At 75.6% G+C, this 13,360-nt stretch carries 9 protein-coding genes; 4 read left to right on the top strand and 5 right to left on the bottom strand.

What is annotated here, in order from left to right:
• Positions 1-80: 80 nt before the first annotated feature.
• From ACTMTB_RS03905 to ACTMTB_RS03890, 4 genes are read left to right on the top strand one after another with little or no spacing between them, the layout of a single operon-like run.
• Positions 81-1,139, top strand: coding sequence for an ABC transporter substrate-binding protein (locus tag ACTMTB_RS03905; RefSeq protein WP_441142465.1), 1,059 nt, complete (start codon positions 81-83; stop codon positions 1,137-1,139).
• Complete coding sequence (locus ACTMTB_RS03900; protein WP_441142464.1) at positions 1,136-1,915, top strand: ABC transporter ATP-binding protein; 780 nt, start codon at positions 1,136-1,138, stop codon at positions 1,913-1,915. Before ACTMTB_RS03905 ends, ACTMTB_RS03900 begins: the two co-directional genes overlap by 4 nt.
• Positions 1,905-2,789 (top strand): ABC transporter permease, encoded by an 885-nt coding sequence (locus ACTMTB_RS03895; RefSeq protein ID WP_441142463.1) that lies wholly within the window; start codon positions 1,905-1,907, stop codon positions 2,787-2,789. Before ACTMTB_RS03900 ends, ACTMTB_RS03895 begins: the two co-directional genes overlap by 11 nt.
• A gap of 1 nt (position 2,790) precedes the next feature.
• A complete protein-coding gene (locus ACTMTB_RS03890; RefSeq protein WP_441142462.1) occupies positions 2,791-3,357 on the top strand; it encodes an RrF2 family transcriptional regulator in 567 nt (188 codons plus the stop codon).
• Between the two features lie 152 nt (positions 3,358-3,509).
• Here ACTMTB_RS03890 and ACTMTB_RS03885 read toward each other — a convergent pair whose 3' ends face one another.
• From ACTMTB_RS03885 to ACTMTB_RS03865, 5 genes are all read right to left on the bottom strand, one after another.
• Complete coding sequence (locus ACTMTB_RS03885) at positions 3,510-3,710, bottom strand: hypothetical protein (RefSeq protein WP_154942138.1); 201 nt, start codon at positions 3,708-3,710, stop codon at positions 3,510-3,512.
• 280 nt (positions 3,711-3,990) lie between these two features.
• Complete coding sequence (locus tag ACTMTB_RS03880; RefSeq protein WP_441142461.1) at positions 3,991-5,295, bottom strand: DEAD/DEAH box helicase; 1,305 nt, start codon at positions 5,293-5,295, stop codon at positions 3,991-3,993.
• A 249-nt stretch (positions 5,296-5,544) separates the two neighbouring features.
• The gene (cspE, locus tag ACTMTB_RS03875) at positions 5,545-5,748 is read right to left on the bottom strand and encodes a transcription antiterminator/RNA stability regulator CspE (RefSeq protein ID WP_007464836.1); all 204 of its coding nucleotides are present in this window, start codon (positions 5,746-5,748) and stop codon (positions 5,545-5,547) included.
• A gap of 204 nt (positions 5,749-5,952) precedes the next feature.
• Entirely contained in the window at positions 5,953-9,408 is a 3,456-nt protein-coding gene (locus tag ACTMTB_RS03870) for an ATP-dependent helicase (RefSeq protein ID WP_441142460.1), read from the bottom strand.
• Positions 9,405-13,256, bottom strand: coding sequence for an ATP-dependent helicase (locus tag ACTMTB_RS03865; RefSeq protein WP_441142459.1), 3,852 nt, complete (start codon positions 13,254-13,256; stop codon positions 9,405-9,407). Before ACTMTB_RS03865 ends, ACTMTB_RS03870 begins: the two co-directional genes overlap by 4 nt.
• Between the last annotated feature and the right edge of the window lie 104 nt (positions 13,257-13,360).

Raw genomic sequence — 13,360 nt, 5'->3', positions numbered from 1 at the left:
GTGGATGGGTCTTGACGCCGGCCGGCCACTGCCCCACTCTTCCTACCAATCAAGTAGGAATACTGCGGATTGGATGGACGATGAGACGGCTCCCCTTCCGTCGGTTGGTCTCCCTCGCCACCCTCGCCGTCATGGGCGTGGCGACGGCGGGGACCACGGCGGCGTGCGGCGACGACAGCGAGGCCGGCGGCTCCGGCCCGGTCACCCTGCGGCTGGGCTACTTCCCCAACATCACCCACGCCCCGGCCGTGGTCGGCGTGGAGAAGGGCATCTTCACCGAGAGGCTCGGCACCGACGTCAAGCTGGAGACCAAGACCTTCAACGCCGGCCCCGCCGCCATCGAGGCGGTCTTCTCCGGCGCGCTCGACGCGACGTACATCGGTCCGAACCCGACCGTGAACGCCTTCTCCAAGTCCAAGGGCGAGGCGGTCCGGGTGATCTCCGGCGCCGCCTCCGGCGGCGTGGCCCTGGTGGTCAAGCCGGAGATCACCTCGGTCGAGCAGCTGCGCGGCAAGAAGATCGCCACCCCGCAGCTGGGCAACACCCAGGACGTGGCGCTGCGCTACTGGCTCAAGGAGAAGGGCCTGAAGACCACCAAGGAGGGCGGCGGCGACGTCACGATCGTGCCCCAGGAGAACGCCCAGACGGTGGAGACCTTCGGCAGCGGCGCGATCGACGGCGCGTGGGTGCCCGAGCCGTTCGTCTCCCGGCTGGTCAACGCCGGCGGCAAGGTGCTCGTCGATGAGCGTGACCTCTGGCCGGACCGGAAGTTCGTCATCACCAACCTGATCGTCAGCACCAAGTTCCTCAAGGCCCACCCGGACGTGGTGAAGAAGCTGGTCGAGGGGCAGGTCGCCGCGAACGAGTTCGTCAACAGCAAGCCGGACGAGTCCCAGCAGGCGATCTCCGCGGCCGTCGGCAAGATCACCGGTAAGCCGCTCGACCTCAAGCTGATCAAGCAGGCCTGGCCGACGTTGGAGTTCACCAACGACCCGATCGCGGCCTCGCTCAAGACCGGGCTCGACCACGCGGTCGCGGTGGAACTCACCCAGCCGGTCAGCCTCGACGGGCTGTACGACCTGACGTACCTCAACGAGGTGCTCAAGACGCAGGGCAAGACCGAGGTCGCCCAGCCATGACGTCGACCACGACGGCGCCGGGAAGCGCGACCACCGCGGTCGCGCTCTCCGGCGTGACGAAGGTGTACGGGCGCGGGGCGAACGCCGTCCTCGCCCTCGACGGGGTGAGCCTCGACGTCGCGCCCGGGGAGTTCGTCTGCCTGGTCGGGGCCTCCGGCTGCGGCAAGAGCACCCTGCTGAACCTGGTGGCCGGCCTGGACCGGACCAGCGGTGGGCGGATCGCGCTGGCCGGCGACGCGAGCCCGGGGCTGATGTTCCAGGAGCCGGCGCTCTTTCCGTGGCTGACCGTCGAGGCCAACGTGGAGGTGCCGCTGAAGCTGCGCGGGCTGCCCCGGGCCGAGCGGCGCGAGCGGGTGGCGGAGCTGCTGCGCACCGTCCACCTGGCCGAGTTCGGCCGCAAGCGCCCGCACGAGCTCTCCGGCGGGATGCGCCAGCGGGTCGCGCTGGCCCGCACCCTGGCCCTGGACACCCCGGTCCTGCTGATGGACGAGCCGTTCGGCGCGCTGGACGCGATGACCCGGGACATCCTGCACGACGAGTTGGAACGGATCTGGTCCGAGCGACAGCTGTCGGTGCTCTTCGTGACCCACAACGTCCGCGAGGCGGCCCGGCTCGCCGACCGGATCATCCTGCTCAGCAGCCGACCCGGCCGGATCATCTGGTCGACCGAGGTGGACGTGCCCCGACCCCGGCGCATCGACTCCCCCGAGGTCGCCGCGATCGCGGCCGAGGTCACCGACCGACTTCGTACGGAGGTGGGCCGTCATGGCCGGTGACACCCTCACCGGGGCGCCGCGTACCGACGCGGAGATCTCCGGGCTGGACGCGCTGGAGATCGCCGGTCGGGACAAGGAGGTCTCCCGGGGCGCCCGGCTCTGGGCGGCCACCTGGCCGAAACTCGCCGCGCTGGCCCTGGCCATCGCCATCTGGCAGGTGGTGGTCTGGAGCGGCTGGAAGCCACCGTGGTCGCTGCCGGGACCGGTGGTGGTGGGCGAGGAGCTGATCCGGCAGGCGAGCGGCGCCCAGCTGTGGGAGGGCATCGCGATCACGCTGCGCCGGGCCGCCGTCGGGTACGTCTTCTCGGTCGCGGTGGGCCTGCTGGTCGGCCTCGCGGTGGCCCGGTCCCGGGTGCTCCGGGCGGCCATCGGCTCGATGATCACCGCCCTGCAGACCATGCCGTCCATCGCCTGGTTCCCACTGGCGATCCTGCTCTTCGAGCTGAGCGAGAAGGCGATCTTCTTCGTGGTGGTGCTCGGGGCCGCCCCGTCCATCGCCAACGGGGTGATCAGCGGCGTCGACTACGTGCCGCCACTGCTGCTGCGCGCCGGCCGCAACCTCGGCGCCCGGGGACTCAACCTCTACCGGTACGTCATCGCACCGGCCGCGCTGCCGGCGATCGTGGCCGGCCTGAAGCAGGGTTGGGCCTTCTCCTGGCGCAGCCTGATGGCCGGTGAGCTGCTGGTGGTCGGCATCTCGCAGACCTCGCTCGGCGCGCAGCTCACCTACGCCCGGGAGCTGGCGGACTCGCCCTGGCTGCTCGCCACGATGATCGTGATCCTGGTCGTCGGCCTGCTCGTCGACGCGGCCTTCGGCGCGGCGGACAAGGCGATCCGGCGCCGCTGGGGCGTGCTGGACCAGGCCGGTCAGTGACGTGTACGTCTCCGCGCGCAGCGACTACGCGCTCCGGGCGATGCTCGCCGTCGCCGCCGCCTCGACCGGCGGCGACGGCGGTCCGGTGGGCTCGGAGTCGCCGACGGCCCCCGTTCCGGCGGGCGGGTCGGGTACGCCTACCGGCTCCCGGGCCGGGCCGGCCGGCGGGTCGGTGCCGGCCGGCGGGCCGACAGCGCCCGGCGGGGCCGGTGGCGAGCTGGTGAAGGCGGCGGCCCTGGCGGAGAGTCAGGGCATCCCGCTCAGCTTCCTCCAGGGCATCCTGCTGGACCTGCGCCGGGCCGGGCTGCTGCACAGCCACCGGGGCACCGAGGGCGGGTACGCGCTGACCCGGCCCGCCGGGGAGATCAGCGTCGGGGACGTGCTGCGCGCCGTCGGCGGCTCGCTGACCACGGTGCGCGGCCTGCCGGCGGAGGACGCCGGCTACCACGGGGTGGCGACGGGGCTGCGCGACGTCTGGCTCGCGGTGCACGGCGCGATCGCCGTGGTGGTCGACCGGACCACGCTGGCCGACCTGCTGGTCCGTCGCGAGCGTTCCACCATCGGGTGACGGCCGGTCGGTCCTCCCCCCGGAGCCCGACCGGCCACCCCCGCGTACCGGCCCCTCGCCGGCCGCTGTCCCGCGACCGCCCCCGGCCAGCCGGAGGTCGGTCCCCCGCGCACCGGCCCCTCGCCGGCCGCGGCCCCGGGACCATCCCCCGGCTAGCCGGAGGTCAACTCCACCGCCGGGCCGGCCGAGCCGGCCGGGCTGCGCAGTTCCACCAGCCCGGCCGGGGCGGCGCGCCCCGGCCTCGGGTGCCAGGGCGCGAACGCCGCGACCATGGCGAGCACCAGCCCCGCGCCCGCCACCGCGAACACCACCAGCAGCTCGCGCACCGCCCCCGAATCGGCGTCGCCCGCCATGGTCACCCCTCCCGTGCCCGGCCGCCCCCCGGCCGGATCTTCCCCCCGGGTACAAGCTTCGATCAGGCAGGGGCCTCGGGACAGTCGCCGATCGGACCCAACCTCGCCTGTTTGCCGACTCAGCCGGCCGAACGTTCACCCAGCGTGGCCGTCCGGCCCCGCCACGTCGACGATTTCCAGCGATGCCGCGACTCCGGGCCGGACGGGACGTGCCGGAAACCGAAACAGCGGCCGCGCGACCGCCGTCGGGCGGTGCGCGGCCGCTGCGGGCCGGACAAGGTCAGGCGGTACGCGGGCGGCGCGGGCGCCGGGAGCGGCCCGAGGTGCGGTGCGCGGAGCGCGCGCCGTCCCCGCCACCGTTGGCCGTACGCGCTGCCGGTGCCGGCTGCGGGACGGCGATGGTCACCGGCAGGCCGGACGGCTCCCGGGCACCGGTCACCCGGGCCAGCGACCCGTCGTTGAGGCGTACCTGGGTCGACTGCGGCTTGATCCCGGCCACGCTCATCAGCCGGGAGACGTCCCGGCGCTGCTCGGGCAGGACCAGTGTGACCACGGTGCCGGACTCCCCCGCCCGGGCGGTACGACCGCCCCGGTGCAGGTAGTCCTTCGCCTCGGTCGGCGGGTCCACGTTGACCACCATGTCCAGCCCGTCCACGTGGATGCCGCGGGCCGCCACGTCGGTGGCGACCAGGGCGGTCACCTGGCCGGTGCGGAACTGCTCCAGGATCCGGGTGCGCTGCGGCTGGGACTTGCCGCCGTGCAGGGCGGCGGCGCGTACCCCCTTGGCCAGCAGCTGGCGGGCCATCCGGTCGGCGCGGTGCTTGGTGGCCATGAACATGATGGTGCGGCCCTCACGGGCGGCGATCTGGGTGAGCGCGGCCGGCTTGTCGGCCGCGTCGACGTGCAGCACGTGGTGCGTCATCGCGGTCACCGTGGCGGTGCCCGGGTCGACCGAGTGCGAGACCGGGTTGGTCAGGAACCGGCGGACCAGCTTGTCCACGCCGCCGTCCAGGGTGGCGGAGAAGAGCATCCGCTGGCCGTCCGGGGCGACCTGCTCCAGCAGCTTGGTGACCTGCGGCAGGAAGCCCATGTCGGCCATCTGGTCGGCCTCGTCCAGCACCGTGATGGCGACCTGGTCGAGGCGGGCGTCGCCCCGGTTGATCAGGTCGTGCAGCCGGCCGGGGGTGGCCACCACCACCTCGGCGCCGGAGCGCAGGGCGTCCGCCTGCCGCTGCAACGACAGGCCGCCGACCACGGTGGCGCAGCGCAGCCCGACGGCGCGGGCGTACGGGGCGAGCGCGGTGGTGACCTGCTGGGCCAGCTCACGGGTCGGCACCAGCACCAGCGCCAGCGGGCGACCGGGGCGGGCCCGACGGCCGGCGGTACGCGACAGCAGCGGGAGCCCGAAGGCGAGCGTCTTGCCCGAGCCGGTACGGCCGCGCCCGAGCACGTCGCGGCCGGCGAGCGAGTCCGGCAGGGTGGCCGTCTGGATCGGGAACGGCTCGGTGATGCCCTGCGCCGTCAGCTCGGTGAGCAGCGCCGGCGCCAGGCCGGTCGCGGCGAAGGTGGGAATGGTCATGGTCATGCGGAAATGCCTTCCTCGACGCGGCACGTGTCGAGGGAGGGCGCCGGTGAATCGGCGCTGTCGCCGGCGGAGCGGATCCGCCGCGACTCACAAGCACGAACCGAAGGGGTACAGGCCGGTCCGCCGCAGCACGCCACTCCCGCCGGAGCGGGGGGCGGCGCGGCGGACCGGTCCCGTCACCGCGCCCGGAGGGCGCGGAGGTGTTACGGGTCGATCCGAAGATCAGGGTGTTACGGGTTGATCCGAGGATCAGAGCGGGCGGATGTTCTCCGCCTGCGGGCCCTTCTGGCCCTGGGTCACCTCGAACTCGACCCGCTGGTTCTCGTCCAGGCTCCGGTAGCCGGAGGACTGGATCGCCGAGAAGTGGGCGAAGACGTCAGCGCCGCCGCCGTCCGGGGTGATGAAGCCGAAGCCCTTGTCAGCGTTGAACCACTTGACGGTGCCAATAGCCATGTGTTCTGTCTCCTTGACGGAACGTCGAACCCGCACCTGTTGCGGACTCGAAGAGGAGCGCTCCGCGCGGGAATGCGCGAATCGCTTGTCGCTTCTGGTCGCCCCGCCCGGAGAACTCCGGACACAACAAAGAGCGCCTGGGGCCACAATCCGCCAGGCGCACACAGAGTCTCTGGAAACCAAAACTGCAACGGGACGAACCTATCACGGATTGCCCGGCGCGCCACCCCCGGGCCGAAATTCCGGTACGCCGGAGATCAACGCGGTGAGCCCGTCGCCGTCGAGCAGGTCCGTCGGCCGCACCGTCACGCCCTCCCGGACGTAGTGGAAGGCCGCGCCGACCCGGTCGACCGGCACCCCGGCCAGCTCGGCCCAGGCCAGCCGGTAGACGGCCAGCTGCACCGCCGCCACCTCGGCTTCCCGGCCGGTGGGCCGGCGGCCGGTCTTCCAGTCGACCACGTCGTAGCGGCCACCGGGGCGGGTGAAGACGGCGTCCATCCGGCCCCGGACCACCACCCCGGCGAGCACTGTGGCGAACGGCACCTCCACCTCCACCGGCACCCGCTCGGCCCACTCGCTGGCCAGGAAGCGCTCCTGCAACTCGGCCAGCGCCTCGTCCGGCGCGGCGTCCGCGTCGGCCGCGCCGGGCAGCTCGTCCACGTCGAGCAGCCGGTCGGCGCCGAAGCGCTGCTCCAGCCAGGTGTGGAAGGCGGTGCCCCGCCGCGCGTACGGGTTGGGCTCGGTCGGCATCGGCCGGCGCAGCGTCCGGGCCAGCGCCTCCGGGTCGCGGCGCAGCGCCACCAGCTGGGTCACCGACAGGTGCCCGGGCAGCGCCACCTCCACGGCTTCGGCCTGCCGGAGCAGCTCGGCCCGCTCGGCGAGGAGCAGGTCGGCCTCCCGCCGCCAGCGCACCACCTCCGGATCGTCCACCTCGGTCGGCCGCACCTCGCCCGGGGCCGGCTCGGCCTGATCCTCGCCCGAGGCCGACTCGGACCGGCCCTCGGCCGGGGCCGAATCGCGGCGGGCCGCGGCGGGGTCGGCGAGGAACCGGCGGACCAGCGCGGCGGCCTCGGCCAGCGCCGGCCGGCGGGCGCCCAGCGGGTCCGCCGGCCACTCCGCCCGCAGCACCATCTCGGTGGTCGGGTTGACCGCGTCCCCGGCCGGCTCGGGCGCCCAGGCGTCGACCAGGTGCCCGGTCGCGCCGTCGAGGCAGGCGTCGTGCACCTCGCGGAGGAAGACCGATGGACCCCGGAAGCGTTTGGTCCCCTCCCCCCACCAGTAGCCGGAGCAGAGCAGCAGCCGACGCGGCCGGGTCACCGCCACGTACGCCAGCCGGCGCTCCTCCCGCTCGTCGTGCGCCCGCCAGGCGTCGGTGAAGTCCTCCACGGCCCGGGCCACCCCGCGCTGGTCCTCCGCCCCGGCCAGGCCCAGCTCGGGCAGCCCGTCGGCGTCGCCGCGCAGCGGGAACGGCAGCACGCCGAGCCCGCCCAGCCAGTGGTCCGAGTTGCGCACCGGCCCCGGCCAGCCTCCCCGGGTCAGCCCGGCGACCGCCACCACGTCCCATTCCAGCCCCTTGGCGGCGTGCGCGGTGAGCACCTGCACGGCGCCCTCGACCACCTCCACCTCGCCGGGGGCCAGGCCGCGCTCCTCGTCCTCGGCGGCGGCCAGGTAGGCCAAAAACCCGGCGAGGGTGGCCCCCGGGGTCTCGCCGCTGAACCGGGCTGCCACGTCGCCCAGGGCGTCCAGGTGGCCCCGGGCCAGCCCGGCGTCGCCGGCGCCGTCCCGGCCGGCCCGGACCGCCACCTCCACGTCCAGGCCGATGGTCCGCTCGATGTCGGCGATCAGCTCCGGCAGGGTCTGGTCCAGCCGGTAGCGCAGCAGCGCCAGTTCCATCCCGTACGCGCGCAACCGCGCGTAGCCCTCGGCCGAGTACGCCTGCGCCGGCCCGAGGTCGGCCAGCGCCTCGACCAGCGTCGCCTCGTCCAGCACGTCCACCGCGATCTCCGGCCCGTCGTCGCCGGTGAGCCGGTGCCGCGCCCGCGCGATCGCCCGGGCGCGCCGGTGCAGCGCCACCAGGTCACGCGGCCCGATCCGCCAGCGCGCGCCGGTGAGCAGCCGCAGCAGCGCCGCCCCGTCGGTCGGGTCGGCGAGCACCCGCAGGGTGCAGACCACGTCGCGGACCTCGGGAGTGTCCAGCAGGCCACCCAGGCCGACCACCTCGACCGGCAGGCCGCGAGCCCGCAGCGCCGCCTCGATCGCCGGGATCTGGCTGCGCAGCCGGACCAGCACGGCGGTGGTGGGGCGCTGCGGCACCGGGATGTGCTCGGGCAGCGCCCCGGGCAACCGGGCGGCGCCCCGCCAGGCGGCGAGCACGCTGTCGGCGATCCAGTCGGCCTCGTCGGCGTACGTCTCCAGCAACGCGCAGTGCACGGTGCCGGCGGCGTGGCCGCCCGGGCTGCGGTGCGGGATCGGGTCCCGGACGCTCAGCGCCGCGCGCAGCTCGGGCACCCGGGCGCCGGCGGCGCGCAGCGGCAGGGAGAGCGCGTTGGCCACGCCGAGGATCTCCGGTCGGTTGCGCCAGCTCGTGGTGAGGCTCAGCACCTCGGCCGGGGTGCCGTCGGCGCGGGTGAACTCCGTCGGGAACCGCTCCAGGGTGCCGGCGCTGGCCCCGCGCCAGCCGTAGATGGACTGGCACGGGTCGCCGACCGCGGTGACCGGGTGGCCGCCGCCGAACAGCGCGTTGAGCAGCACCACCTGGGCGTGGCTGGTGTCCTGGTACTCGTCGAGCAGCACCACCCGGAAGCGGTCCCGCTCGACCGCGCCCACCGCCGGGTGGTCGCGGGCCACCCGCGCGGCCCGGGCGAGCTGGTCGGCGAAGTCCATCGCCTCGAAGTCGTCCTTGCGCCGCGCGTACGCCCGCACCAGCGGCAGCAGCTTGAGCCGGGTCTGCTGGAGCTGCAACGCCCTGCGCACGTCGGCGTAGACCCGGCCGGGGCGGGACTGCACGTCGGCGAAGAAGCGGCCGGTCCAGGCGGCCAGCTCGTCCGGGTCGACCAGGTGCTCGTCCAGCTCCCCGGCCAGCGCCAGCACCGCGTCGGTGATGGTGCTGGGCATCCGGTCGACCTCGGACATGTCGCCGTCGTAGTTGCGCACCAGCAGGTCGACCAGCTGCCAGCGGGACGCCTCGGTGAGCAGCCGGGTGGTCGGCTCGTACCCGGCGCGCAGCCCGTGCTCGGTGACGATCCGGCCGGCGTACGAGTGGTAGGTGGAGACGGTCGGTTCGCCGGCGAGCGGGTCGTCCAGCGGGTCGCGCCCGCGCCGGCCCAGTCGCCGGACCAGCTGGTCGAGCCGGGTACGCACGCGGTGCGCCAGCTCACCGGCCGCCTTGCGGGTGAAGGTGAGGCCGAGGATCTGCTCCGGCCGGACGTACGAGTTGGCGACCAGCCACACCACCCGGGCGGCCATCGTCTCGGTCTTGCCCGATCCGGCGCCCGCCACCACCAGCAGCGGTTCCACCGGCGCGGCGATGATCGCCGCCTGCTCCCGGGTCGGAGCCGGCAGCCGGAGCAGCTTCGCCAGCTCGACCGGGGTGTAGCGGGGCCCGGCGTCGGCGGCCCGGGGCGCCGGGGCGGCGGTGCTGAACAGGGTCGGCTGGGTCACGGCTCCTCCGGGGTGCGGGTCGCCGGGGGCTCGACGACCTGGCGCCCCTGCCCCGAGACCGGGCAGCTGGTGCGCACCGGGCAGACCCGGCACTTCGAGTTGGCGACCGCGGCGAAGGTGGCGGCGGCCATCGTATCGGCGGTGCGCCGGACCAGGGCGGTGGCCCAGCCGGCCTCCGGACCCTCCCCGGCGGCGGCCTGGGCCTGCTCCTTTGCGTCCTTCGCCCCCGTGCCGAGCTGCACCAGCGCGGCACCGCCGGACTCCTCTCCGAACTCGGCGAACGCCCCCGCCTCCACCGCCGCCTGGTACGCCCCGAGCTGCGGGTGCTCGGCCACCTCCCGCTCGGTGACCGCCGTCGACTTGCCGGTCTTCAGGTCGATCACCACGAGCCGGCCGTCGGCGTCGACCTCCAGCCGGTCGACCCGGCCGGTCAGCTCGACCGGGCGGGTCGGGTCGTCGAGGCGGACGGCGAACTCGTGCTCGATGGCGAGCAGCCGGCGCGGGTTGCCGGCGAGCCAGCGCAGCAGCTTGTCCACCATGGCCTCGGCGCGGGAGCGTTCCGGGCCGACCATCCACCGGGCGGCCAGCTCGATGGCGTCGAACCGGGCGGCGACGTACTCCAGCAGGGCGGTGCGGTCGGCGCTGGCGTCCTCGGCGAGCATCGCGGCGGCGTGCACCAGGTTGCCGACCCCCTGCGCGGCGCTGGCCGGGCCGCTGCCGCCGTGCCGTTCCAGCAGCCAGCGCAGGCTGCACCGCAGCGCGCTCTCCATCGCCGACGGGGTGACCCGGACCGGCTCGCCCTCGTCGACCAGCGGCCGGTCGTCGGAGAGGCCGCGCAGGCCCCACCAGTCGTCCGGGTGGGCGCCGGGGATGCCGGCGGCGGCCAGGCGGGCCAGCTCGGCCGCCGCCGCGCGCCGCCGGGCGGGTGGCGCCGCCGGCTCGGTGACCGCGGTACGCAGCTCCGCGACCAGCGCGGACAGGGTGAGCGCCCGGGGCGGACGCCCGAGCGGCAGCTCGCCGGGTTGATGGGGCTCGTCGTCGTCCACCGCCGACGACACGGTAGCGCCGGGCTGGGCCGCTGCCGCCGAGGCGGTCAGGGCGGCGCCGTCGCCCGGCCGGTCGGGGGCGACCCGGCCAGTGACCGCGGCACGGTCGCTGGGCCCGTCCGGGGCGGTCGCTGCGGCACCGTCGCCCGGCCGGTCGGCGACTGGACTCGTCACCGCGGCACGGTCGCCCGGCCGGTCCGCCACCGGGGCGGTCGCTGTCGCGCCGTCTCCCGGTCGATCCGGCGTCCGGCCGGTCGCCTTCGATCCGGTCGACGTCAAGTCGGTCGGCTTCGAACCGGGCACCGGGCCGGTCGGCTTCGGGCCGGGCACCGGGTCGGTCGGCGCGGGGCCGCCCGACCCGGTCGCGGGTGGCTCGGTGGTGCCCAGCTCGTGCAGAAAACGGCTCGGCTGCTCCTCGTGGTCGTCGCCGCCGACCGCCGCCGAGGCGACCGCGGTGACCAGCAGCCGGCGCCGGGCCCGGGTCACCGCGACGTGGAAGAGCCGACGTTCCTCGTCGAGCAGGGCCGAGGTCTGGCCGACCATGCTGGCCCGGGTGCCGGCGCCGTCGGCCCGGCCGGCGAGCACGTCGACCAGCCGCTCGGAGCCGAGCAGGCTGCCGCGCAGCCGCAGGTCGGGCCAGATCCCCTCCTGGACCCCGGCGACGGCGACCAGGTCCCACTCCAGTCCCTTGGCCGCGTGGGCGGTGAGCAGCCGGACGGCCTCGCCCCGGTCCGCGCTGGCGGCCAGGGTGTCGGCCGGCAGGTCCTGGCCGAGGACGTGGTCGAGGAAGACCTCGGTACGCGCGCCGGGCAGCCGGTCGGTGAAGCGGGCGGCGGCGTCGAAGAGCACCATCACCGCGTCGAGGTCGCGGTCGGCGGCCTCGGCCCGCCAGCGCTGGGCGGTCTCGTGCTCGCCGGTGGCGGCCCGACCCCGGTTGATCGCCCCGGCCCAGCGCTCGGCGAGGCCGCTGGCCCGCCACACCGCCCAGAGCACGTCCTCGGCGGTGGCACCGGGGGTGGCCGCCGCCGTCCGCGCGGTGGCCAGCAGCTCGGCCACCGTCCGGGCCGGCTCGACCCAGCGCCGGTCGATCGCGGCCAGCTCCGCCGGGTCGCGCAGCGCCTCGACGATCAGCTCGCCGGAGGGGCGGCGGTCCCCGGCGGCCAGCGCGAGCGCCCGCAGCCCCTGGCGCAGCCGTCGCTCGGCGAGCGGGTCGGCGCCGCCCAGCGGCGAGTGGAGCAGGGCGACGGCGGTCTCCTCGTCCAGCCGGTCCGGTTCCAGCGCGCAGCGCAGCAGGAGCAGCAGCGGCGCCACCGCGGGTTGCAGGTGCAGCGGCAGGTCCTCGCCGTGCACCACGGTCGGCACCCCGGCGGTGTGCAGGGCGCGGCGCAGCGAGGGCAGGTGCAGGTTGGTCGAGCGGACCAGCACCGCCATCCGCGACCAGGGCACCCCGTCGAGCAGGTGCGCCGACCGCAGCGCGTGCGCGAGCCAGGCCGACTCGCTGGTGCCGGAGCGGAACGTGCGCACCTGCACCGTGCCGGGCGGCGCGTCGGGCAGCGGGTGCAGGGCCCGGTGCGCGGCCGGGCCGCGCAGCCGCCGGGCCAGCCGCCCGGTGGCGGCCAGCAGCCCCGCCCCGGCCCGGTACGACGTGGTCAGCACCACCTGCGCGGCCGGCGCGCCGGAGGCCGTCCGGAACCGGTGCGGGAAGGTGTGCACCACGGCCGGGTCGGCACCCCGGAAGGCGTACGTGGAGGAGTCCGGGTCGGCGAAGGCGACCAGGGGCTTGCCGCCGCCGGCGATGACGGCGAGCAACTCCTGCTGGGCGGGGTCGGTGTCGGCCAGCTCGTCGACGTAGACGTGGGCCAGCCGGCGCCGCTCGGCCGCCAGCAGCTCGGGGTCGTCCAGCAGCATCCCGGTGGCGGCGCGGACCAGCTCCGCCGGGTCGTACGCGATCGAGCCACGGTTGGCGACGTCGCGCAGGGCGAGCACGGCGACGTACTCGCGGAGGAAGCGGGCGGCGGCCGGCCAGTCGGCGCGGCCGAGCTTCTCGCCGAGCCGGGCCAGCTCGACCGGCCCGACGCCGCGCTCGGCGGCCCGCATCAGCAGATCGCGCAGCTGGCCGGCGAAGGCCCGGGTACGCAGCGCGGGGCGCAGGTCCTCCGGCCAGCCGACCGGGTCGTCGCCGGGCTCCTCGCCCACCACGTCGAGCAGCTCGCGGATGATCAGATCCTGCTCGGGACCGGTGAGCAGCCGGGGCGACGGCTCGCCCCGCTCGGCGGCGGCGCGGCGGAGCAGCCCGAAGGCGTACGCGGGGAAGGTGCGCACCAGCGGCTCGCGGACCACCCGGGCGGGCCGGGCCGCGGTGCTGCTGGCCGCCCGCCCGTCCTCCGGGAGCTGGCCGGCGCCGGCGATCCGCGCCTCGATCCGGTGGCGCAGGTCGGTGGCCTGCCGCCGAGCGAAGGTGAGCACCAGGATCCGCTCGGGGTCGACCCCCTCGGCCACTCGGGCGGCGACCGCCTCGACCAGGGTGCTGGTCTTACCGGTGCCCGGGCCGCCGATGACCAGCATCGGCCCGTCGGTGTGGCCGACGATCTCCGCCTGGAGCGGGTCGGTCAGCCGGGCACCGGGCTGCGCGCCATCGACCGCCGACCCCTCGGACCGCGGCTCCCCCTCGACGCCCGCGCCCGCCCGGCCGTGTCCCTGAATCGCTCCGCCGGCTGGCCGGTCCCCCCGAACCGTCGCGGCGGACCGCTCCGCCCCCGGGCCCGGTCCGGCAGGCCGGCGCACCAGCCGGTACCCCTGCACCCCCACATCCCACCACGCCCCTACGACACCCACCCCGCCCCCACCCCGCCGGACATTTGTCGATCATGAAGTTGTCGCCACGACACGCCGGCATCGAGGGCAAC

It is taken from the genome of Micromonospora sp. L32, from assembly GCF_052068055.1.
Taxonomy (GTDB): domain Bacteria; phylum Actinomycetota; class Actinomycetes; order Mycobacteriales; family Micromonosporaceae; genus Micromonospora; species Micromonospora purpureochromogenes.
The sequence above is the reverse complement of the archived record's forward strand: the minus strand, read 5'-3'. Positions and strand labels throughout refer to the sequence as shown.